At 45.7% G+C, this 21,490-nt stretch carries 32 protein-coding genes and 2 pseudogenes; 24 read left to right on the top strand and 10 right to left on the bottom strand.

Going from position 1 to position 21,490, the window contains the following annotated elements:
• The first annotated feature begins 2 nt into the window (after positions 1–2).
• From rpsC to GWP43_RS12250, 23 genes and pseudogenes are all read left to right on the top strand, one after another.
• Positions 3–743: a 30S ribosomal protein S3 gene (gene rpsC, locus GWP43_RS12365; RefSeq protein ID WP_162664403.1), complete on the top strand. Its 741-nt coding sequence runs from the start codon at positions 3–5 to the stop codon at positions 741–743.
• 3 nt (positions 744–746) lie between these two features.
• Positions 747–1,166, top strand: coding sequence for a 50S ribosomal protein L16 (gene rplP / locus GWP43_RS12360; RefSeq protein ID WP_162664402.1), 420 nt, complete (start codon positions 747–749; stop codon positions 1,164–1,166).
• 15 nt (positions 1,167–1,181) lie between these two features.
• Positions 1,182–1,388, top strand: coding sequence for a 50S ribosomal protein L29 (rpmC, locus tag GWP43_RS12355; RefSeq protein ID WP_162664401.1), 207 nt, complete (start codon positions 1,182–1,184; stop codon positions 1,386–1,388).
• 10 nt (positions 1,389–1,398) lie between these two features.
• On the top strand, positions 1,399–1,671 hold the full coding sequence (rpsQ, locus tag GWP43_RS12350; protein WP_006188379.1) for a 30S ribosomal protein S17: 273 nt from the start codon (positions 1,399–1,401) through the stop codon (positions 1,669–1,671).
• Between the two features lie 21 nt (positions 1,672–1,692).
• Positions 1,693–2,061 carry a 50S ribosomal protein L14 gene (rplN, locus tag GWP43_RS12345; protein WP_162664400.1) on the top strand — a complete coding sequence of 123 codons (369 nt, stop codon included), beginning with the start codon at positions 1,693–1,695 and terminating at the stop codon, positions 2,059–2,061.
• Positions 2,062–2,076: 15 nt separating this feature from the next.
• The gene (rplX, locus tag GWP43_RS12340; RefSeq protein ID WP_162664399.1) at positions 2,077–2,391 is read left to right on the top strand and encodes a 50S ribosomal protein L24; all 315 of its coding nucleotides are present in this window, start codon (positions 2,077–2,079) and stop codon (positions 2,389–2,391) included.
• A complete protein-coding gene (rplE, locus tag GWP43_RS12335) occupies positions 2,391–2,942 on the top strand; it encodes a 50S ribosomal protein L5 (protein ID WP_162664398.1) in 552 nt (183 codons plus the stop codon). The genes rplX and rplE overlap by 1 nt, the downstream gene beginning before the upstream one ends.
• Positions 2,943–2,953: 11 nt before the next feature.
• Positions 2,954–3,139: a type Z 30S ribosomal protein S14 gene (locus GWP43_RS12330; protein WP_081984397.1), complete on the top strand. Its 186-nt coding sequence runs from the start codon at positions 2,954–2,956 to the stop codon at positions 3,137–3,139.
• Between the two features lie 10 nt (positions 3,140–3,149).
• Positions 3,150–3,548, top strand: a complete 399-nt coding sequence (rpsH, locus tag GWP43_RS12325; protein ID WP_162664397.1) for a 30S ribosomal protein S8 — start codon at positions 3,150–3,152, stop codon at positions 3,546–3,548.
• Between the two features lie 9 nt (positions 3,549–3,557).
• Positions 3,558–4,104 (top strand): annotated as a pseudogene (gene rplF / locus GWP43_RS12320) (50S ribosomal protein L6).
• Positions 4,105–4,115: 11 nt separating this feature from the next.
• Positions 4,116–4,478 carry a 50S ribosomal protein L18 gene (gene rplR / locus GWP43_RS12315; RefSeq protein ID WP_044014173.1) on the top strand — a complete coding sequence of 121 codons (363 nt, stop codon included), beginning with the start codon at positions 4,116–4,118 and terminating at the stop codon, positions 4,476–4,478.
• Between the two features lie 8 nt (positions 4,479–4,486).
• Positions 4,487–5,008 carry a 30S ribosomal protein S5 gene (gene rpsE / locus GWP43_RS12310; protein ID WP_016522586.1) on the top strand — a complete coding sequence of 174 codons (522 nt, stop codon included), beginning with the start codon at positions 4,487–4,489 and terminating at the stop codon, positions 5,006–5,008.
• 3 nt (positions 5,009–5,011) lie between these two features.
• A complete protein-coding gene (gene rpmD, locus GWP43_RS12305; protein WP_006188388.1) occupies positions 5,012–5,197 on the top strand; it encodes a 50S ribosomal protein L30 in 186 nt (61 codons plus the stop codon).
• Positions 5,197–5,649, top strand: a complete 453-nt coding sequence (gene rplO, locus GWP43_RS12300) for a 50S ribosomal protein L15 (RefSeq protein ID WP_162664396.1) — start codon at positions 5,197–5,199, stop codon at positions 5,647–5,649. The genes rpmD and rplO overlap by 1 nt, the downstream gene beginning before the upstream one ends.
• Positions 5,650–5,666: 17 nt before the next feature.
• Positions 5,667–6,986, top strand: a complete 1,320-nt coding sequence (secY, locus tag GWP43_RS12295; protein ID WP_162664395.1) for a preprotein translocase subunit SecY — start codon at positions 5,667–5,669, stop codon at positions 6,984–6,986.
• A gap of 42 nt (positions 6,987–7,028) precedes the next feature.
• Positions 7,029–7,142 carry a 50S ribosomal protein L36 gene (gene rpmJ, locus GWP43_RS12290; RefSeq protein WP_002672206.1) on the top strand — a complete coding sequence of 38 codons (114 nt, stop codon included), beginning with the start codon at positions 7,029–7,031 and terminating at the stop codon, positions 7,140–7,142.
• Positions 7,143–7,158: 16 nt separating this feature from the next.
• Complete coding sequence (gene rpsM / locus GWP43_RS12285) at positions 7,159–7,524, top strand: 30S ribosomal protein S13 (protein ID WP_016519026.1); 366 nt, start codon at positions 7,159–7,161, stop codon at positions 7,522–7,524.
• Between the two features lie 16 nt (positions 7,525–7,540).
• Complete coding sequence (rpsK, locus tag GWP43_RS12280) at positions 7,541–7,924, top strand: 30S ribosomal protein S11 (protein WP_006188392.1); 384 nt, start codon at positions 7,541–7,543, stop codon at positions 7,922–7,924.
• A 15-nt stretch (positions 7,925–7,939) separates the two neighbouring features.
• Complete coding sequence (locus GWP43_RS12275; RefSeq protein ID WP_162664394.1) at positions 7,940–8,995, top strand: DNA-directed RNA polymerase subunit alpha; 1,056 nt, start codon at positions 7,940–7,942, stop codon at positions 8,993–8,995.
• The gene (gene rplQ, locus GWP43_RS12270; protein ID WP_162664393.1) at positions 8,985–9,428 is read left to right on the top strand and encodes a 50S ribosomal protein L17; all 444 of its coding nucleotides are present in this window, start codon (positions 8,985–8,987) and stop codon (positions 9,426–9,428) included. The genes GWP43_RS12275 and rplQ overlap by 11 nt, the downstream gene beginning before the upstream one ends.
• Before the next feature lie 3 nt (positions 9,429–9,431).
• Positions 9,432–9,620, top strand: coding sequence for a hypothetical protein (locus tag GWP43_RS12265; protein WP_006188395.1), 189 nt, complete (start codon positions 9,432–9,434; stop codon positions 9,618–9,620).
• Positions 9,621–9,872: 252 nt separating this feature from the next.
• Entirely contained in the window at positions 9,873–10,172 is a 300-nt protein-coding gene (locus GWP43_RS12255; protein WP_162664392.1) for a HigA family addiction module antitoxin, read from the top strand.
• A gap of 90 nt (positions 10,173–10,262) precedes the next feature.
• Positions 10,263–11,373 (top strand): annotated as a pseudogene (locus GWP43_RS12250) (SAM-dependent methyltransferase).
• A 79-nt stretch (positions 11,374–11,452) separates the two neighbouring features.
• Here GWP43_RS12250 and GWP43_RS14295 read toward each other — a convergent pair.
• From GWP43_RS14295 to GWP43_RS12225, 7 genes are all read right to left on the bottom strand, one after another.
• Positions 11,453–11,755, bottom strand: coding sequence for a hypothetical protein (locus GWP43_RS14295; RefSeq protein WP_203232415.1), 303 nt, complete (start codon positions 11,753–11,755; stop codon positions 11,453–11,455).
• Positions 11,742–12,005: a hypothetical protein gene (locus GWP43_RS14290; RefSeq protein WP_203232414.1), complete on the bottom strand. Its 264-nt coding sequence runs from the start codon at positions 12,003–12,005 to the stop codon at positions 11,742–11,744. Before GWP43_RS14290 ends, GWP43_RS14295 begins: the two co-directional genes overlap by 14 nt.
• 22 nt (positions 12,006–12,027) lie before the next feature.
• A complete protein-coding gene (locus GWP43_RS14285) occupies positions 12,028–12,789 on the bottom strand; it encodes a hypothetical protein (RefSeq protein WP_203232413.1) in 762 nt (253 codons plus the stop codon).
• 76 nt (positions 12,790–12,865) lie between these two features.
• Positions 12,866–13,603: a WecB/TagA/CpsF family glycosyltransferase gene (locus tag GWP43_RS12240; RefSeq protein WP_162664391.1), complete on the bottom strand. Its 738-nt coding sequence runs from the start codon at positions 13,601–13,603 to the stop codon at positions 12,866–12,868.
• A complete protein-coding gene (locus GWP43_RS12235; RefSeq protein WP_162664390.1) occupies positions 13,585–14,409 on the bottom strand; it encodes an RsmE family RNA methyltransferase in 825 nt (274 codons plus the stop codon). The genes GWP43_RS12240 and GWP43_RS12235 overlap by 19 nt, the downstream gene beginning before the upstream one ends.
• Positions 14,410–14,426: 17 nt before the next feature.
• Positions 14,427–15,920, bottom strand: coding sequence for a S41 family peptidase (locus tag GWP43_RS12230; protein WP_162664389.1), 1,494 nt, complete (start codon positions 15,918–15,920; stop codon positions 14,427–14,429).
• A gap of 54 nt (positions 15,921–15,974) precedes the next feature.
• Positions 15,975–16,466: a prolyl-tRNA synthetase associated domain-containing protein gene (locus tag GWP43_RS12225; protein ID WP_162664388.1), complete on the bottom strand. Its 492-nt coding sequence runs from the start codon at positions 16,464–16,466 to the stop codon at positions 15,975–15,977.
• A 517-nt stretch (positions 16,467–16,983) separates the two neighbouring features.
• Between GWP43_RS12225 and GWP43_RS12220 the strand changes: the two genes are divergently transcribed.
• Positions 16,984–17,925, top strand: coding sequence for a hypothetical protein (locus GWP43_RS12220; RefSeq protein ID WP_162664387.1), 942 nt, complete (start codon positions 16,984–16,986; stop codon positions 17,923–17,925).
• 52 nt (positions 17,926–17,977) lie between these two features.
• Here the strand turns inward: GWP43_RS12220 and GWP43_RS12215 are convergent, their stop codons facing one another.
• The 3 genes from GWP43_RS12215 to GWP43_RS12205 all read right to left on the bottom strand — a co-directional run bounded on the left by GWP43_RS12215 (position 17,978) and on the right by GWP43_RS12205 (position 21,488).
• Positions 17,978–18,613: a HEAT repeat domain-containing protein gene (locus tag GWP43_RS12215; RefSeq protein WP_162664386.1), complete on the bottom strand. Its 636-nt coding sequence runs from the start codon at positions 18,611–18,613 to the stop codon at positions 17,978–17,980.
• Between the two features lie 71 nt (positions 18,614–18,684).
• Positions 18,685–19,089 (bottom strand): GrdX family protein, encoded by a 405-nt coding sequence (locus GWP43_RS12210; RefSeq protein ID WP_162664385.1) that lies wholly within the window; start codon positions 19,087–19,089, stop codon positions 18,685–18,687.
• A 14-nt stretch (positions 19,090–19,103) separates the two neighbouring features.
• On the bottom strand, positions 19,104–21,488 hold the full coding sequence (locus GWP43_RS12205) for an asparaginase domain-containing protein (RefSeq protein WP_230977712.1): 2,385 nt from the start codon (positions 21,486–21,488) through the stop codon (positions 19,104–19,106).
• Positions 21,489–21,490: the final 2 nt, after the last annotated feature.

Genomic DNA, 21,490 nt, shown 5'->3' with positions numbered 1-21,490 from the left:
GTATGGGACAGAAAGTAAACCCTATCGGGTTAAGACTTGGAATTAACAAAACATGGGCGTCTCGCTGGTATGCAAGTCCGAGAGAATACGCAGATTTGTTGCACGAAGACTTAAAGATTCGCGCAATGCTCCAGACGATGCCTGAGTGTAAAAATGCGGATGTCGCCGACATCGAAATCATCCGTCATCCTCAGCGTGTAACAATTGTTATTCATACTGCGCGGCCGGGTGTAATCATCGGAACGAAAGGTGCCAATATTGAAAAAATCGGCGCTATTATTCAGAAAGAACTGAATAAAAAAGTTCAGATCAAGATTAAAGAGGTGAAGCGTGCTGAATTGAATGCTTCTCTCGTTGCCCAGAATGTTGCCCGTCAGCTGATGGGGCGCGCCTCTTTTAGAAAAGCCTTAAAGCAAGGCTGCTTTTCTACGATGAAGGCCGGTGCTCAGGGCATTAAAATCCGTGTTTCAGGTCGTCTCGGCGGTGCGGAAATGTCCCGAACCGAAGAAATGAAGGAAGGGCGGATACCGTTGCACACACTCCGTGCGGATATCGACTACGGTTTTGCGGAAGCGCATACCACCTACGGAAAAATCGGTGTAAAAGTTTGGCTCTATAGCGGCATGATGTACGGCAGCGACCAAAAAGATGACGCCGGTTTATTGTTGAAAAAACAGCGCAAGGAACGCGCTCCTCGGTCGGAAAAAGGCCGCGGTGAGCGTGCGGAAGCAGGGAGGGATTAAGCGATGGCTTTAAGTCCTAAGAGAGTAAAATACCGCAAAATTCAGCGCGGTAGAGTTAAAGGAAACGCAACGCGGTGTAATCATATCGACTTCGGTGAATTTGCATTGGTATCGCTTGAACCCTTTTGGCTGACTAATCGCCAGCTCGAAGCTGCTCGTGTTGCTTTAAACAGAAAGGTAAAGCGCGGCGGTAAGTTGTGGATTCGTGTATTCCCCGATAAGCCGTATACAAAAAAACCGGCTGAAACACGTATGGGTAAAGGTAAGGGGGCTCCGGAATATTGGGTCGCTGTTGTAAGACCCGGAACGGTGCTGTTTGAGCTTACCGGTATTGATCGCTCGCTTGCGGAAGAGGCTATGCGTTTGGCAGGAAGTAAACTTCCGTTTAAGACGCGCTTTGCCGAGCAGCCGCGCGAGAACTAAGATGGAGTTTTCCGAATGAAAAAGCCGAACTATAAAGATTTATCCCTTGCCGAATTGCAGGCAAAGCGGAGCGAACTTAAACAAAAATATATGGATTTGAGGTTTCAGTTTGTAGTGGGACACGTAGAGAACCCTATGCTGAAACGGTCTATGCGCCGCGAAATTGCAGCGCTGAACACATTTATCCGGCAGAAAGAACTGGCCGGTGTAAGTGCAGAGTAGGAGCAGTCCCGTGGAAGAAACAACGGCAAAAAAGAAATCCGGGAACCGCGAGTTTGTTGGTTTAGTAACCAGCGATAAAATGGATAAAACCATTGTTGTGCAGGTCGCTACCAAGAAACTTCATCGGCTGTATAAAAAGTACGTGCTCAATACAAAAAAGTATAAGGCGCATGACGAACAAAATACAGCTCACATTGGTGATACGGTGCGTATTGTAGAGAACCGTCCGATCAGCAAGGAAAAATGCTGGCGTTTGGCGGAGATTATTGAGCGTGCAAAATAACGAGTAAGGAGCGTCTATATTATGGTTCAAGTAGAAACAAGATTAAACGTTGCCGATAACTCGGGTGCAAAAATTGTACAGTGTATTAAGGTGCTCGGCGGATCTCACCGCCGGTATGCCGGTATCGGTGATATCATTGTAGTAGCGGTAAAGGATGCCCTTCCGACGTCTACAATCAAAAAGGGTTCTGTAGAAAAAGCGGTTATCGTCCGCGTTTCTAAAGAATATCGCCGTCCTGACGGGACTTATATCCGCTTTGACGATAATGCGTGTGTGTTGGTCGATGCGAATAAGAACCCCAAGGGTAAGCGTGTTTTCGAGCCTGTTGCGCGTGAACTGCGTGATATGGATTTTATGAAAATCGTATCGCTTGCGCCTGAAGTTCTATAAGGAGATTGAGCGTTTATGGAAGGAAAAATCAAGATCCGTAAGAACGATACGGTAGAAGTGATTGCGGGAAGCGAGAAAGGAAAGCGCGGCGCCGTATTGCGTGTTTTGCCTGAAAAGAATCAAGTGATTATTCAGGGCATCAATATGGGTAAAAAAGCAATGCGCAAGCGTTCTCAGCAGGATCAGGGCGGAATTGCCGAAATCGAGATGCCGATACATATTTCAAATGTCATGATAGTCGGTAAGAAAAACGGCGTATCTCGCATTGGATATAAGATGGACGGCGATAAAAAAGTGCGTTTTTGCCGTAAGGGTGGAGAAGTATTATAATGAGCAATTATGTGCCACGGCTTAAGAAAATCTATACGGAAACGATAACGCCTGAGCTTACGAAAGAGTTCGGCTATACTACGGTTATGCAGGTGCCGAAGCTGGTTAAAATCGTACTCAGTATGGGGGTTGGCGAAGCATTGACAAATAAAAAATTGCTTGATGCTGCAGTAACCGATCTCGGTACTATTACCGGCCAAAAAGCGGTAAAAACAAAGGCAAAGAAAAGTATCGCTAACTTTAAACTTCGTGAAGGACATGAAATCGGGGCAATGGTAACATTGCGCGGCGCCAAAATGTATGAATTTTTGGATCGCTTTATTAATATTGCGCTGCCTCGTGTTAAAGATTTCCGCGGTGTCAATCCGAATGGGTTTGACGGGAGAGGAAATTATTCCTTAGGTGTTACGGAACAGATTATCTTCCCTGAAATCGACTTTGATAAAATCGAAAAGATTGCAGGTTTGAATATCAACGTCGTAACGACGGCAAAAACCGATAAAGAAGCGCGGGCGCTTCTTTTGAAGTTCGGCATGCCCTTTAGAAAGTAAGAGAGGTTTTCATGGCAACAACAGCAATGATAAATAAGGCAAACAGCACGCCGAAGTATTCCAGCCGCCAATATAATCGCTGCAGAGTATGCGGTCGTCCGCGCGGATATATGAGAAAATTTCAGATGTGCCGTATTTGTTTTCGCAAATTAGCAAGTGAAGGCCAGATACCTGGCGTTACAAAATCAAGTTGGTAGGAGGTAAAAAATGAGCGTTTCAGATCCCGTCGCAGATATGCTTACAAAGATTCGGAATGCAGCGGCAGCCGGTCATGAGAAAGTCGATGTGCCTTCTTCAAAGTTAAAACTTGAAATTGTGAAGATTTTGAAAACCGAAGGTTTTATTAAGAACTTTAAAAGACTTAACGAAGCCGGCGCAAGTACGATCCGGATGTTCTTAAAATACGATGATAATGAATTACCCGTTATCCATGGTATTGAAAAAGTGTCTACACCCGGACGCCGCGTATATTCAGGATATAAGATGCTTCCCCGCGTATATAACGGGTACGGTACTCTTATTCTTTCAACTTCGGTGGGCGTTATCACCGGCAAGCACGCAAGCGAAAAGCAGGTCGGCGGCGAGCTTATCTGCAAAGTTTGGTAGGAGGCGAGTGTGTCAAGAATTGGAAAACTTCCGGTGGCTGTTCCTGCCGGAGTAAAAAATCAATATTGCCGATGGTGCGTTGACCGTTGAAGGCCCCCCCAAGGGGAAACTTTCCCGTAGCTATAATTCGCTGGTACAGGTAAAGTTTGAAAACTCTCAGGTTTCCGTAACGCGGGTAAACGATACCAAAGAAGCCCGCTCATTTCACGGGTTGTATCGGAATTTAATTCACAATATGGTCGTGGGCGTCAGTCAGGGCTTTTCTAAGACCTTGGTTGTTAACGGTGTCGGTTACCGTGCAGAAGTGCAGGGCAAACTGTTGGTAATGGCTTTGGGTTATTCAAACGATTTTATCGCGTTGATTCCCGAAGGCATTGAAGTAAAGGTTGAACCGCAGGGGAATAAAATTATTATCTCCGGTATTGATAAGGAAAAAGTCGGCGAATTTGCAGCGCAGATCCGTAAACTCAGATTACCTGAACCCTACAAGGGAAAGGGTATCCGTTATGAAACCGAAGTCATTAAGCGTAAAGTCGGTAAGACCGGTGTTAAATAAGGATAGGTACTATGTTTAAAAAGCGAATCGAGAAAGATAGAAAGAGATTTAAGCGTAAGGTTCATATCCGTAAACGGATTTATGGAACAGCTGAACGTCCGCGTATGACTGTGTTCCGCAGTAATAAGAATATTTCGGTACAGGTTATCGATGATGACGCACGTGTAACTGTTGCATCGGTATCCACGCTCGAAAAAGATTTTAAGCCTTTAAAGGCAAATATCGAATCCGGAGCAAAAATCGGGGAAGAACTCGGTCGGCGCCTCAAGGAAAAGAATATTACGACGGTTGTTTTTGATCGGAACGGTTATCTGTATCACGGTGTGGTACAGGCGGTTGCAGACGGTGCCCGGAAAGCGGGAATAAATTTCTAGGAGCGGATATGGATCGTCAGAAAGATTTTAACAGAGACAGTTCGCATCGCGAGAAGGAACTGGTAGAAAAGCTGGTTAAGTTAAACCGGACTGCAAAGGTTGTAAAGGGTGGCCGCCGTTTCTCTTTTTCCGCATTAACGGTTGTCGGTGATCAGAACGGACACGTGGGATATGGCTTTGGCAAGGCGAATGATGTAAGCCAGGCCATTAAGAAGAGCATTGAAAAGGCGAAAGCCAATATGATTTATATCCCACTGAAAAACGGCACTATTCCGCATGAAGTGCAGGCTAAGTTCAAGGGGTCTTCGGTATTGCTTCGCCCTGCTCGTTCCGGTACGGGAATTATTGCAGGCGGTACTATTCGTGCAATTATGGAAGCAGCCGGAGCAGCGAATGTTCTTTCAAAATCCTTGGGGTCAAACTCCGCAGTAAATGTTGTGCGGGCGACTTTCGAGGCTGCATCGGAATTGATGGATGCTAAAACGATTGCTAAGAACCGCGGAAAGTCTATTACGGATGTCTGGGGGTAAACTATGGCAAAGAAAATTCGGATTACGTTAGTTAAAAGTACCATTGGACAAAAAAAGCCGGTTCGTGCAACCGTCCGTTCCTTGGGGCTTGGAAAATTGCATTCCGTAGTTGAGCACTCCGCTTCTCCCGCCATCTTGGGTATGGTACGGGCGGTTTCTCACTTAGTTGAAACAGAGGAGCTTGATTAATGTCTGATTTTATATTGAATGCGCCGAAAGGGGCAAATAAAAAGAAGCGCATTGTAGGCCGCGGTTCTTCATCCGGTCGGGGAACGACATCGGGTAAGGGAAACAAAGGCCAGAATGCACGCTCCGGCGGTAAAACCTATATCGGTTTTGAAGGCGGACAAATGCCGTTGTATCGTCGTGTTGCAAAAAAAGGCTTTTCCAACTATCCCTTTAAGGAAACGTATTCGGTCGTCAATTTATTTATGATCGACGAAAAATATTCCGATGGGGAAACCGTTAATAAAGAAACGCTGAAAGCAAAGGGGCTGGTAAAAAAACAGACTACTTTGGTAAAAGTGCTCGCTTCCGGAGAGCTTACGAAAAAGTTGACGGTTGATGTAGATAAAGTTTCCGCACAGGCGCAGGCAAAGATTGAAAAAGCCGGCGGGACGGTCGTTAAACAAAACGGCTAAACAGGCGGGCTTCATACATGGCTAACAATGCACTTGTAAATGTATTTCGGATAAAAGAATTACGCGATCGTATTCTGTTTACGATTGGAATTTTGATCGTATTTCGCTTGGGATCGGTACTGACTATTCCCGGTATTGATCCCCACGCCTTATCGGCATATTTCCAATCGCAGGTACGGGGAAATGCTTTTGTCGATTATATGGACTTCTTTGTCGGCGGAGCATTCTCCAACTTTTCCGTATTCATGCTTGGCGTTATGCCGTATATCTCAACTCAAATTTTGATGCAGCTTGCGTTATTCGTATTTCCGAGTTTGAAAAAGATTGCGGAAGATGACGGCGGCCGGAAAAAGATACAGGTATGGACGCGTATTCTTACCGTGTTTGTCGCATTGATTCAATCGTATGCGGTAACCTTTTATGCGTATATGATACCCGGCGCTATCGTGCTTCAGAGTCGGTTTATGTACATCTTTGTTACGATGCTTACCGTAACGACGGGTACCATGATAACGGTCTGGCTGGGTGAGCAGATTACGGCTCGCGGTATTGGAAACGGTATTTCGATGATTATCTTTGCGGGTATTATTGTCCGGTTACCCCATGCCGTTTCGCAGATGATTCGGCTGGTGCGGCTCGGTGAATTGAACCTCGTTTTTGTCGTTATCGCGTTGATTATGTTTGTCGGTATTATCGTACTGGTTGTTTATGAGCAGCAAGGGCAACGGAAGATACCGGTGCACTATGCGAAGCGGGTTGTCGGACGGAAAATGTATGGCGGTCAAAACACCTATATTCCGTTTAAGATCAATCCGTCGGGTGTTATCCCGATCATCTTTGCCTCATCGTTTTTGACGTTCCCGATTTCGATTGCGACAACGATAGGGCCGAATGTTCGATGGCTGAACAGCCTTGCGCATTTCTTACGCCCGAACGGCTGGTGGTATAATATTTTCTATTTGATCCTTATTGTGTTTTTTGCATATTTTTATACACAGATTTCGTTAAACCCCACAGAAATTGCAAAGCAGATAAGGGAAAACGGAGGTTCTATTCCCGGGATTAGAACCGATAAAACCGAGGAATACTTGCAGCGGATTTTAAACCGGCTGATTTTACCCGGTTCGTTGTATTTGGCGCTGATTGCTGTCTTGCCGACTGTAATACAGACCATTTTCGGCTTCCCTCAATCGATTTCGATGCTGATGGGCGGAACCTCGCTTCTCATCTTGGTTGGCGTTGATCTTGATACGATGAGTCAAATCGAAGCGCAGCTTAAAATGCACCATCACGAGGGGTTGGTAAAACGAGGAAAGCTCAGATCACGGAATCTGTAGTATTTCGGGAAAGGTGATTCTTTTGTTAAGGAGAAAAACAATATGAAAGTAAGAACCAGCGTAAAGCCTATTTGCGATAAATGTAAGGTTATTAAACGCAACGGAATTGTGCGGATTATCTGCACAAATCCCAAACACAAGCAGCGCCAAGGCTAATGGAGGAAACTGAAGAATGGCTCGTATTTCTGGGGTCGACCTCCCCAATAAACATGTTAATATCGCGTTGACGTATATCTATGGAATATCTCACTCATCTGCAAAAGCAATTTGTGAAAAGTCAAAAATTGATCCGATGCGGATGATCAACGATTTAAATCAGGATGAACTTGCCGCTATCCGTGCCGTTATCGATCAGGACTACAAGGTTGAAGGTCGGCTTCGCACCGAAGTTGCCTTAAACATCAAACGCTTGATGGATATCGGCTGCTATCGCGGTCTTCGGCATCGAAAGGGTTTGCCCGTCCGCGGACAACGTACAAGAACCAATTCCCGTACTCGCAAAGGTAAGAAGAAGACCGTTGCCGGTAAGAAGAAGTAATTTTGGAGGATAAGCTGTGGCTACAACTGCAAAAAAACGAAAAGAAAAGAAAAGCGTATATGAAGGAAATGTCTATATTCAGGCTACCTTTAATAATACCATTATTACCATAACCGATTTGAAGGGCAATGCGTTGTCTTGGGCATCCTCCGGCGGATTGGGCTTTAACGGTGCGAAAAAATCAACCCCCTTTGCTGCACAGACAGTCGCGGAAACGGCTGTACAGCGCGTCCAGCAGTATGGATTACGGGAAGTTCACGTATTTGTGAAGGGACCCGGTGTCGGCCGCGAATCCGCAATCAGAACGCTTGGCGTTATGGGGTTAAAGGTTCGCTCTATCAATGACGTCACGCCTATTCCGCATAACGGTTGTCGTCCCCGCAAGACCCGCCGTATCTAATAAAAAGGAGTTTAAATGGCTCGTAAAAATCTTTTGAAAGGATTCAAAAAACCAAAAGGTCTGGAGTTTGCGGCCGATGTCTCAAACGACAGCTATGGTAAGTTTACGGCGTCTCCCTTTGAAACAGGCTTCGGTACAACGATCGGCAATTGTTTGCGGCGTGTTTTGTTGTCTTCGATACAAGGGTATGCTATTTCCGCTGTAAAAATTACCTCTTACGGTGATGATGATGTCCCGCATGGTATCTCAAGCGAGTTTGAAGCAATTCCAAATGTAACCGAAGACACGATGGAAGTTTTGAATAACCTGAAACAAATGCGGCTGCGGCTCCCAAATGAGATTGAACAAGATGTCTTTTTGTTTGATTTTAAAGGTCCCTGTTCCGTTAGTGCGGCCGATTTTGCAAAACCCGGTCAACTTGAAATTTTATCCGGCGATCTCCATATTATGGAGCTGATGGAAAATGCTCATGTTGAATTGGAGATTCAAGTTGATTTCGGCCGCGGTTATGTACCGGCAGAGACGAACGAAAAATATGTCGAAGTGGTTGGAACAATCTCGTTGGATACCATTTTTAGTCCGGTTCGAAAAGTCAGCTATGAAATTCAGCCGTGCAGAGTAGGGCAGCGCAACGATTATGACAAGCTTGTACTTGAGATCTGGACGGACGGTACTATCCGGCCTGAAGACGCTTTAGCGGAAGCTGCAAAAATTGCGAAAGAACATTTTACCGTTTTTGTCAATTTCAACGAAAATGAATTGCTCAGTGATGATGAATCCGATGAAAGCGATGAAATGATAAAGCAGTTGCTTGACACTCCGATCACCGAGCTTGATCTTTCCGTGCGGGCTTCCAATTGTTTGAAAAACGCAAACGTTTCAACAATCCGCGATTTGACCATGATGACCGAGGATGAGATTTCGAAAACTCGAAATGTCGGAAAGAAGAGTTTGCAGGAAATACAAGAAAAGTTGGCGGAACGTAATTTGAGTTTGGGTATGACTGATTACAGTCATTTAAAGAATTCGATCAAGTTATCGAGACAGAAGGAAGAAACAGATGAAGCATAAAAACGGCTTTAATCCGCTTTCACGTACCAGTGCACATCGCCGCGCATTGCATCGTAACATGGTTACATCACTGTTTAAGTACGAGCGGATTACTACGACAAAACAAAAGGCGATGGAGATTCGGAGAACCGCAGAAAAGCTTATTACCCGTGCTAAGGTCGATTCAGTACATAATCGGCGGCAGGCTGCAACCTATATTTGGGATGAGGCAATCTTGAATAAATTGTTTACCGACATCGGACCGCGCATGAAGGATCGGAACGGCGGATATACCCGCGTACTTAAATTAGGGTTGCGTGAGGGTGATGCCGCACAGGTTGCAATTTTAGAGCTGGTTGACTATACGCTCGATAAGAGCACGAAGAAGTCGGCAGATGCAAAGAAAGACGGTGCAGACAAGGGCGCTGCAAAGTCAAAGGCAGCGGAGGGCTAAACTATGTCGAAAGCACATCGCGGGAAAGGAATTAAAAGCGTTCCCAATCATGGGCGGGGAACCTGCCCCGTAACCGGCCAAACCGGTGTTAAACTCCTGTATGAACAGGAAATTGACGGAAAGAAAGTCAATATCTCAAAAGTCGGCCGTGCAATGCTGAAAAACAAAAAGGCCGCCGAAGCTAAGGCGTAAATAACACTACGCTCTGAACAAAAACGCTCCTTAAAATTCAGCAGCCGAATAAAATATTAATTTTAGAGGATGCTGAATTCGTGCGCGAAAACGCTCGCTTTGCCGAGCGTTTTTTTATGCCCTATTGTTTTTTGCCGATACGAAAGAAAATGTCTTTAAGAATAAATAATCAACGGAGAATACAGGTTAAGTTTCTAAACAATGAAGCTTACGAAGTACAGATTGTGGATTATCACTAAACGGAGGTGCGCTATGGATGAAAGATTTGAATTACCAACAGTTGGTGAAATTTTAGTAGAAGAGTTTCTCGAACCTTTAAATATTACTTCTTATAGACTTTCAAAAGATTTAGGGGTTTCTTCCAGTTCAATTTTGGATTTAGTTCATGGGAAAAGAAAAATAACCGTTGAAATGGCTCTAAGGTTTTCTAAATACTTTGGAACAACTTCTAAGTTTTGGCTCAATATGCAGAATGAATTGGATTTAAGAGAAGCGGAGTTAAAACTTGTACATGATTTGGAGAAAATTCCACATTGTAAGCAGATAGCATAATACCCGTTTTCAACCTGATGACTGGGCGAGTCCGGTTGCAGGTTATATGAATACCCTATCGTTTTTGCCGATACGAAAAAAAAGACTATTATGATGATTGATTTGTGTAAAATTGCCGCTGCCAACCCTTATGGTTCTATTTGTAAGTTAGCCGGTAAGGCATGGATACCGGTAAAAGGTTTTGAATCGCATTTGGATGATGAGCTGGCTTTGCAGGCTCACGGTTTGCCCGAGCGTATGTGGCGCTTTTCTTCCGTTTCCGAGGGTTGTAGTGATTTTAAGTTGAACGATAGTACTGTTCAATCAAGTAAGCTTGTGTATTGCGAAGGAATAGAGCGGGAGGTCTTTTGGAAACAGCTGTGCTGGGAAGAACCGTTTGTAGTGCGGTTCCGCAGTATTGGAGAAGCTGCGGATCTGTTGCGAGGTATTCAGCGGAATTGGGCGCACTATCCGCTTAACTGTTTTAGGCGGGCGGAATTGATTGGGTCAAAGCTGCCGTATATCAGTAAAAAAGAAAAACCGTTTCCTTATACCGTGCCGCTTGCCGGTATGGGTGTGTGGTCGCTGTTAGATGATCATACACTGCTTGCATCTGCGAAAACCTCGTCGCCGTTTCCGCTCGGCGTTATCCGTTTTACCGAAGACCATCAAAATCCGCCCAGCCGCGCCTACCTTAAATTATGGGAAGCCTTAACGTTGTTAGACTTTTACTATCGGCGTGCTGCAGAGCGAAGGGGAACGGCTGTTCCATCGGTAATACCGGTAGACTGGGCATTACCTCAGCGCGGCTCCCATTGTGTGGATGCGGGGGCCTGTCCCGGCGGCTGGACATGGGTACTGAATAATCTGGGGACAGAGATAACCGCTATCGACCGGAGTCCGCTGGCGGATTTTTTTGATGCGTGAACCGCGGATTACCTTTATGCAGCATGATGCGTTTACATTAACTCCCGAAAGTCTCGGTAAACAGGATTGGGTATGTTCCGATGTTATCTGTTATCCGCCTCGCTTACTGGAATGGATTGAACGGTGGCGGTCAAGCGGCCTTTGTTCAGAATTTATCTGTACAATCAAAATGCAGGGGGCGCCGGACTTCGATACGATTCGCCGTTTTGCGGAAATCCCTCATTCAAAAATCGTTCATCTTATTGCAAACAAACACGAACTGACGTGGCTATGTGCACCGTTCATTGATGAGTGACCGTTACATAATGGGTAATGGTTGTTGGTCTGGGGACATCGGTGATATCTTCGCAAGTTTAGCGGAAGGCCTTTCTCATTTATATACCGCTGTGTAAAAGCGCTTCCCTAAAGTATGTAATCGTGAGTGCTCCGATGTTCGCTTGCCGCCGCTGCTTAATTAACCTACAGGCTGTCTTTATGATGATGCGTTCCATAGTAATGCGGCGTGTGTCCTGCCCCATCGCATCGAATTCAGCGGTTTTTGTGTCCCCGGCAGCGCGGCGGATTATTTCCGTACCGGCAAAGCCGTAGGCATCGGCAAGTATTTCAGCAAGCCGCCGCCGGATATACCGTTCGTTGTAGAGCGGGTCGCTTAATGGAACTGTTTTACACCGTTCCAACGCCTTTGCGGTAAAAAGCTGCGGGAGTGCTTCTATTGCGGCGGCTATCCGCTCGATAAAACCGTCGCTCGCAGAGGATGTTTGTAATATGGGAATATCGGATCGTATATCGATACCGGTTTTTTATTTTGTCCGAAGCGCCGCGAATAAAAGCGGCATACATCCATGCACAATAAAGATGTGCGATAATATTACCGAGGTCGTATCCGATTGGACCATAAAAGGCAAATTCGGGGTCGATAATTTTCATACATGGCTCGCTCGTTGCATTCCTATCGGGAGTGGTATTCGTACCGATAGGTATGCCGGCGCTGCTGCCGATAAAAAATCGAACCGGTGTGTAAATCACCGTGGATAAGCGCCTCTGCCTTATTCATAAAGATTTCCCGCAGCGAAGCAACCTCGGCTTTAAGCGCTTCGTCGTTGTAAAGTGTTTTTTGAATAAAGTTCTCGTTACCGGGGGTAATACGGTTGCGGTTTTTTCCGTTGCAGTACGGCTCGGAAAAAACAAGCGTTTCGGAAATTGCGCATAGTTCGGGATTGATAAAAGCACTTACCCGCTCCTTCTTTTCTTCCGGAGACAAAAACAAATCGCTTGTTGCGAAAACCGCATTCGCCAAAAAGGATGCAGCATTTTCCGCGAAATTTGCCGGAAGCGGACGTCCTGCCATCAGTTCCTTCCGTAAATTACCGCAATAGGAAATATCTTCCATGCAGATAATGCTCATTGTATCGTCGTAGGCATAAATACGGGGTATGAACTGCGGGGTAAGGGCTGCATAAATGCGGAGCGCGTCCGCTTCTCTCCTACTGCGGGTAATATCGAGCGGACGCCCCGATGAGCGGAGCAGCCGGTCTGCCTGCTTTACAATAATGCTTTTTCCACTGATAAGGGAACGCACACGGAATACATAGTTGATATTGCCGTCCCCGATTTCTTCCGCGTCGAGCGGTTCATCGGCGGAAAATAGCTTGAGCTGTTCAACGAGGTAGGCCTTTACGGTTTCGGTATCAAGTAAATAATGTGCTTTCATATAGTGTATCCGTATTGGGCATATCTAAAAATTCGGTTAAATTTTTAGAGGTTCCTTGTTGAGTATGTTCAGTTAGTTATGTCCTGAACAATCGGTAGAACAGTACGATCAGCAGAAAGAGAAGATAGCGAAACACGTAAAATATTTTAAAAGGATTGCGCAGCAGCTGCGGCAAAAACTCACGCCCTTTTCGAAATGCAGCGTCGGAAATGCGCTTTTTACGTTTTGCAAAAATGTCGATGATATCATTATTGTGGATAAAGATGCTTGCAGGTAATTTGGCTTTATTCCGATAAATCCATCGGACACCGCCGGGAATACCGTTTCCGGCGATCAATAGTGCAGGGTGAGCTTTTACAATTGACAAGATAATATCCGGTTCCATACTCTTGCGGTAAAAACCGTTAAAGCGACCGACAATACCTATGCCAGGAAAGGTTACGTGTACATTGCGTTCGGCATCCAACAGATTCTGCGCCCGTCCTCCCAGGATGTAGAGCGTTTTATAGTGAGAATCGATGATGTTCAAGATTCTGATAATCATATCAAAGGAATCGCGTCTGATCGGTACGGGAAGTTTGAGGAACTGCGCCGCTTTTAATAAACTTCTTGAAAGCGGAAGACAGAGCGCTGCTTGTTCAAGCATTGCGCGGTATTCCGCATCGCGGCGCGCTCTGAGCAAATCCCAAATTGTAATAAACACGATATGCTGAGGTTCTCCTTTATCCACCATATCCATTATGGTTTGTTCAATATCTTCGTCGGGAAGAATGTCGATGGGGATTGCTAAGAGTTTTATACGGGTAATTGCCATTGGTCAGCCTCGTTTATAATAATTTGTGCCGCTGCAATTGCATACAGTGCGGCAGTTTCTGCACGTAATACGTTCGTTTTAAAATGAATGGTTTGGAATTCCGCGTTGCGAAGTACTGCTGCTTCCGCGGGGCTTATGCCTCCCTCCGCTCCGATTGCGAGCACAATATGGGAAGGTTTTTCTGCAAGCAGTTGGTGAAATCCGACGGACGCGCCGGCGGCTTCGCTGCACTGAGCAAACACGGTAGTAGCAGTCGGTACAAGTGTTTTTAGGGTATTGAGCGCTTCGGCAAGCGGAGCCGGTTCCATAACGATGGTATCGATCGGAGAGCCCGATTGCTGCCGCGATTCTTTGATAATGCGCCTGAACCGTTCCAGCTGTGCAGGGTTTTGTTTTTTTGCAACGGAAAACTCTCCAATAACCGGTAAAACAGCGCGCACGCCTGCCTCCGTGGCCTGCCTGATAATGGTGTCGGTTTTAGAGCCTTTGAGCACCCATTGCAGCAAAATAAGGTCGGCAGCAGGTGCGGCATACGCAGGCAAACTGTTTGCGGCTTCGTTGGTTGCACCCGCAGCAGCCGTCCCGCACACACTGAGAGGCGTTGTCCGCCGCTTTAACCGCAGCGTTTTCTTTACAGTATTTATCGAATCGATGACCATATCGGCGGCACCGCTTTGCGGCAGCTGCGCATGCAGGACATCACCCTCCCGCATACGCCGTACTTTTATCAAGTATATAAAGGCCTTGCCGCTCAAGGTGAGCATGCCGTTACCATCCGGCTCTTGCTCGATAATAAATTGCTTCATTACTTCGTAATACCGATTTATGAAGCCTTCTTCAACTTAGCTGCGGCTTTTTCTTGAGCTGCTTCTTCCTGCATTTGACGCACGGTTTTACTGTTTCGCAACAACTGCGGCAGGGTTCCGCTTTTAAGAATTTTGACAGCTTCCTGCAGCGGTGCGTCATAGTCAATATCAGCTGCCGGAGCAGTATGCGTTCTATTGTATTCCTGCCGAATCAAGATGCGGAGCAACTCTTTGTTCAATGAATATTCTTTTGCGAGCGATTCCGCATATCGGGTAATTTGTGCCGCGGTTAAATCCTTGTTCTTCTTGACAAAATTGGAAAGTTTTTCATCTTTGAACAGTTTTTCCAGCTGTTTTTCGTCATCTGCCGATAACGGCGGAAATAGCTGTGCCTCTTTGTCCGGTTTGATGCCGGTTTTGTCGATATTTGCGTCACTCGGTGTATAATAGCGTGAAGTCGTCATCTTAAAGGAATCTTTTTGTGTCAAATCAAAGATCTGCTGTACGGAACCTTTTCCGTAGCTGGTTTCCCCGATGAGGTATGCCCGTTTATAATCTTTTAATGCCCCCGCCAATATCTCCGAGGCACTTGCCGAACCTTTATTGATAAGCACAACAAGCGGCACATCCGCAAACACCGCATCGATCGCAGCGTTTTTGTTAAACTCAAGGTTATTCTGCGGGATACGCGATTTTGTAGAAACAATCAATCCTTCTTTAATAAAAAGGCTCGCCGTATCGACTGCTGCAGTGATAAGTCCCCCCGGATTATTTCGGAGATCGAGTACTAATTTGGTTGCTCCTTCCGCTTGTAGGCTTTCCATTGCTTCCCGTATGCGCCGGCTGCTGTTGGGGTTAAATTCTATCAGGCGGATATAGCCGATATCCTTATCGAGCTTCATGTATTTAATGGTCGGCACTTCAATCCGAGCCCGTACCAGCTTAACCGGAAACTCCATATTCTTTCCGCGCCGGACGGTTACGGTAACGGATGTACCGATTTTGCCGCGGAGCTTTGCCACTACATCCGCCTGTGTCATCTCGATAGTGGATTCTCCTTCGATTTCGGTAACGAGGTCATCTGCCTGAATACCGGCTTTCCATGCAGGGGTTCCTTCGAGGGCAGATGCAACTTCAATATAGGATGGACGTTCAGCTGTTGAAGCAGTAGGCTTGGTAAAGGTAATACCTATTCCGCCGAAGTAGCCGGTTGTGGTATCCTGTAATCCTACGCCGGTTAAGCTGCCGTTGTCGATATACATGGTATACGGGTCTTTGAGTGCATTGAGCATTCCTTCCGCGGCGCCCTGAAAGAGTACCTCCGGATTTACCTCATCGACATAATAGCGTTGGAGCGCCTCATTTAAGTATTGCAGGTATTGCATATACGGTATCGTACTTTGCGTCCGATCCTGTTGAGATTGAGCAAAGATAGACGGCGCATACGATACGGTAGAAATGAGAATAACGGAAAATAAGCAGGTAATAATCCAAATTTTTCGAGGTTTCATAGAAAATATTTTCTATTATATTGGAAAATTGTCAAGCCTTTTATTGGCCGGTTTTTATGTATTGATGATAAAATACTCATGTCCGGTATTTTTGATAAAACGCTGCAGGTCGCCGGAATCGATAAAAACCGTTGCTGTATTTTCATTCGGATGAAAGGTTAAAATGCGATATTCGTCGAGCATTGCTTTATCGAAGTATACGGTTACGTCATGCGCGGTGTTGTTTAATAAACCGAACGGTGACACCACTCCAGCTGCAAGGCCGAGTTTTTCCGCTAACAATTCTGCTGACGCAAACTTAAATTCTTTTTCTTCAAGCATTTCCGCACATTTTTTCATATCAAGCCGTTTTGCCTCATCCATAATGAGTAGAATACACCGTTTTTTATTTCTGTTCCGCAAAAAGAGCGTTTTGGTGCGGCACCCTTCTTTACCTTCGATGTATTTATCGGCTTCTTCTGTAGTTAAAGCCGGCGGGTGTTCGACAACTTCGTAACTGATACCCATATCTTGCAATGCTTTGTAAACATTTTCAGCTGGTGTCATAAAAATCTCCTTCTGTGCTGATAAGGTTCTTTAAATACTATAGCATAAATGACATAAAGCACAACACATCGATGTTTTCGGAATATATAAGGCAACCTCACTTATTCTGCGGGGCTGATAAAGAATACCTGATGCGTTTACCCTGTGATCGCGCTCAGGGCAACCGCATCAAAAATATTTTTAGCGGTTGTCTTCCTTCTGTGCGAAATTTTGTTAAAAATTTCGCATATTTTTCCGGCAAATGGGTAAACGCATCAGGCAGAGTAGATAAAAATCGCAGAAAAATTGAAACTGTGAGACCATTTGAACCGCAAAGAGGTTCAACTCTGGTCGAATAGTATCAATTTTTCCGCGGGGATATTAAAAAAACGGCCTGATGCGTTTACCCTGTGATCGCGTTGTCGAGGTCTTGCATAAAAAGCAGCATCCGTGTAGGCTTGATAGTGTGCCGTTTTTATGCAACGTTGTTTTTATATTACGTTGTCGTGAAAAAAACGAGCAGTCTAAGGAGTGTTTTATGAAGAAACTGATTGCATCGGTGATTGGTGCCCTGCTGATTCTCAGTACGCTTTCTGCACAGGAAGAAGGGGCAGAGGAAAAGTCAAAGGTAAAATATTCGACAAATATCAATCTGGCTATTACCTATCCTTGGGCAGGTAAGTTGAGTGTAACGGAAGTTATTAAAGTTCCGGTTTTGAACTTTGATAATCCGTTTATGCGTGGTAATAATATTAAATTTAAACTAGGGGCGGAACTTACGCCGGTTACCGTCGAAGGAAAGTTTGATGTGGTCTGGACTCCGCTCGCCTTTTTGGAAATATACGGAGGGGCAAGTGTTGGATCCGGATGGACACTTGCAGGGTGGCACGGCCTTGCGTTAAATCAGAATGTTTTCGGCACAACGCAGAAAGTTCCTATTAACTTTAAGAAGGCATTTTATACCGCTAATTTAGGCGCCGCTTTGCAATTTGATTTGGGGGCAATTATTCCGAATGATTGGACTCATATAATCGCGAGGGTTGATCAGTACTTTTTATACAAGGGCGTAACAGGGGTCGGATCGCTTGATTCGTGGGTGTTTCAGAATGATGACGGCGAAAACAGAAACGGTTTTACGTACTGTGGCTCGTATGTCCTAGGCTATCAAATGCCCCTACCGATGAACATGATTGCATTGAGAGTGGAAACGGAGAAAACCTTTTTTAAAGTTCCCTCTGACGCTGATAAACGTAATTGGGGCGAAGATCGTTATAATGTTGTGTTTGGACCAATCATCAGCTTTAAACCGATCGATCAGCTGACGATCATGTTGATTGCACAATGGAAGACCGCTCATAACTATACAGTCGGTGATTTAAAAACATTTTATCAAAAACGTACAATCGATAAAAGTAAGCTGGACAAGATAGTCTTTAAGCGTGTGGGGATTATCTTCGATGTGAATCTCCCCAACAACTAATGGGCATCTCTAAAAACTTGGTTAGATTTTTAGTGATACCCTGACAAATGCTCTACACCGTCGGAGTTCTGCGCAAGAATGTTTCGATTGTGCGTATGGCTTCGACGGCACGAGCTTGCGTTTTCGGGGAAGGATCGCGTAGCTTGTCCTTTAACAACACCAATGAACGTTCAACCATTTCCGGTTCGTATTTCCCGATGATGCGGAATATGTCCGGGGCATGCTCACGTACACCCTCCTTGTCGGGATCGTCCAGCATACGTTCAAATAAGCCGATGTATGGTTTAAAGACGGACGCTTTGGCGTTGGCAATACTTTGACACGCATCCAGCATTGCTGCCCGTACTTTGGGTACTGAATCGCAATGTAATTGAATAATTTTATCCAGCCGATTTTTTACCGCATTGATATCCGCCCTGCCTATGCGGCCGAGCGCTAAAACAGCTTGTTCCCGAATTTCCCAGTTACTGTCTTTTAATGCAGCAAAGGCACCGTCTATGAGGTGCATAATTTTTTCCGGTCTGTTATTTCCGATGTGACCGATAGTGGTATATGCCTGCGCAATTACTTTCTCGTTGTTGCTTTTAACGCTTTGGGTAACGAATGCAATATCATCACCGGTTAACGTTGCGGGATTTGTTTGTGCCGTATAGGTAATACCTTGTAAGCGTTCAATAATTTTATTCATCTTTTCTTCCTCTGGATATTGATACGTGTGCGATAAAGATTTATATGTGTATCATATTTACGTACAAGATACTATAGGGCACTTCTAAATAAAGAAAGGTCAAGGGCTTGGAAGTCTTCCAGCACTTTTTCCGAATAATTCGGCGGATTAGTGCGTTTTACCCGTTCCATGGCTTGCTCCCACAGCTGCAAGGAACGGGTATCCAGCTCCGTCCCTTTCGTTAACACCATACTGCGGTACGGCTGCTTGTGCAGTTGGATGTTCCCGTACATTGCATGGTTTTGCAGCTTCCAGTTTCGATGGATATAGTCGCGTACCTGTGTGTACAGTTCGTCCCTCGAAGCGCAGAATATCAGTTCAATAGCTGCGGTATCGTCATTCGAGGTATCTATCCCAGCGCTGCTATTCCATTCTTTACGTTGATGTTCGATATATTCGGCGGTTTTAGGGTTGTTGGTAATAATCAGTTGCTTCACTGTTTTTTTCCTTTTTAATTTTCGTTTAAGAGCGCTGCCGTTTCCATAATGCGGTCAAGCTCCTCCTGACTGTCGCATACGAGAGATGCTGCATAGTACAGTGCAATGGCTGTTTCGGTTGTGAGCATTCCCATCGGTACGGCGCCTTCTTTCCATAAGTCCCGTGCGCTGGCATAGTTGGAGAAATCGATAGCTTCTTCCTGTTGAGAAGTACAGTAAAACCTGCATTGCCGTTTTTTGCCGCGTTTCAGAAACTCTTTTAAAGAATATGAGCTGTCTTTCATATTGGCCGTACCGTTTTCGTACAGCTCTAAAAAGAACGTGCGTATATCTTTTTGTAATGAAATAAGACGCTCGCTCCGAATACCGGGATAGGTTTTTATCAAAAACATATTGTCGGCAGCTTCGCTCAAGAGGCTTTCAAAAACGAGACTGTCGCTTTCCTCATAATCCGAAAGTAGCCCTTCTCCCCGAAAGAGCGGCGTTTGCATATTCCAGTTTACAAAGCCAATATCGCCGGAATCGACGAACTTGAGATTGAGCGGTGAAAGCACCTTACCGTTAAAAGAAACATAGACGCCGTTTTCTTTTTCCCATGCGAGCTTAATTGCCGCGTTAAAGTTGCGCCGCGCTTCTTCAGATTCCGAAGGAGCGGTACCGGATGCAGTCAATACGATGGAGACCGGCGTATCAGCAAAAAGCCAGTATATCAGCGGCGCGGTATAAACGAGAGTATCGGTTCCGTGCGTTATCACAATACCGTTGGCCGTCCCCGAAGCGATTTTTTCGCAGATTGCGTGGATAAGCCGCGCCCAATCCGCAGGCTCCAGCTCTTCGCTGAAAAGCCCGTCGGAAATACTCGGCTCAATGCGGATATGCCGTTTGGCAATATCGGTATCCAATAGCTCGGACAGAATTTTGGTACTTCCCGCTTTCACCTGTCCGTTTTGTATGGTAGCCGAAATTGCGCCGCCCATCGAAAGTACATAGATAATGCGGATATTCAATTCTTCTTTAATGAGTTGCTTTACCAACTGCTGGTCGGCAAATCCTTTTGTCCGCTTCATCACCTGCCCGCACAAGATTTCGAGGTATTTCATCGAACCGGTTTTGAGCAGTTCCGCCTCTTTCGGATGTTTGGCAATCAGTTCTTGAACGAGTGTCCGCAGTGTTGTTTCGTCGGATATTTTTATCCATTCATCTTGAGCAAGCAGGGCTGCGGGGTCAGCGCCGTCGATGATAATCTTTTGCAGCAGGGTGCGGGCAATCGGATGGTTAATCGTTCCCTCCTGCGCAAGCCGCAAAATACGGGCAACGTATTCAGGCTGCAAAACAAAGGCGTCGATTGTTTTACCGGCGCGCTTTAGCAGTGGAAGAATATCTTCCAGTATCCCATTTGCGGCGATTTTCGGCTCAATTCCGAATTGCAGCACCGCTTCAAAAAAATCCGCAAGCCGCGCCTCGGTACACAGCGCCCGTACAATCGGGATGGACAGACCGAAGGATTGAATATAGCGCAGCTTTCGCGATTGTTGATTTTCCGGAGCAGTTTGCAATACTTCTTGCAACAGCGTATCAGGCGCGGTGTAAAAGTGCAGCTCTTTTGCCGGTCTCGTTTTAACGTAATCGATAAAATCCCGCGTTTTATACGGTTCGGTACGCTCCATGCGGGCATTCCACAACCGGCTTTCCGAAATCGGCTCCTTCCCCTGTTTGAGCATATCTTCCTGTCGCCGTAAATCTTCGTTTACCGCCTTCCGTACAAAGTTAAAAGAGTTAAGGTTCCGCAGTTTTACATAGTGCTGCGGCGGATTGGGAAATTCGGTAGAAGCAACGTAGGCATTGCAGCGGATTTTATGACTGCTGTCGGAATCGGTGAGGAGTCCGATGTACCGCAGCCGGTTGTTCAGTTCGGTTAAAAACATCTCCGCTTCTTCGCCCAGTTCAAGATTGTTACCGGTGCGTATCCTGATGCTCGGCATTCCCGCAGAGCTGTAATCCATAAAAGCCTTGCCGTCGGCGTGCATAAGGCGGCCCGCATCTTCTTCGATGCGTATTTCCAAAATATCAATTTGCTTTTTGTGTTTGTGAAATTCGATATCGAGCACGCCTTTTTCGGCAATTTTTACCGAAGCGCCGCAGAGCTGATATTCGGGCGGAAGGGCGGGCATACCCGAAGGGTATTCATATTGAGCTTTTGGGATAAGCGTACAGCCGAGGCTTTGAGCGAGCCGGTACGCATCGCGGGCAATATGTTCTGTTAAAAGCAGCGGATATCCCGGTGTGCGTGTACAAATAGGACAACTTCCGGCTGCGGAGCCTGCTTTGCAGGAACAAAACGCTTTCTCATCCGATAACATTAAAACACGGATTTCAAGAAAAACAAACGATTGGTACAAGC

It is taken from the genome of Treponema vincentii (assembly GCF_010365865.1).
Lineage (GTDB): Bacteria > Spirochaetota > Spirochaetia > Treponematales > Treponemataceae > Treponema.
The sequence above is the reverse complement of the archived record's forward strand: the minus strand, read 5'-3'. Positions and strand labels throughout refer to the sequence as shown.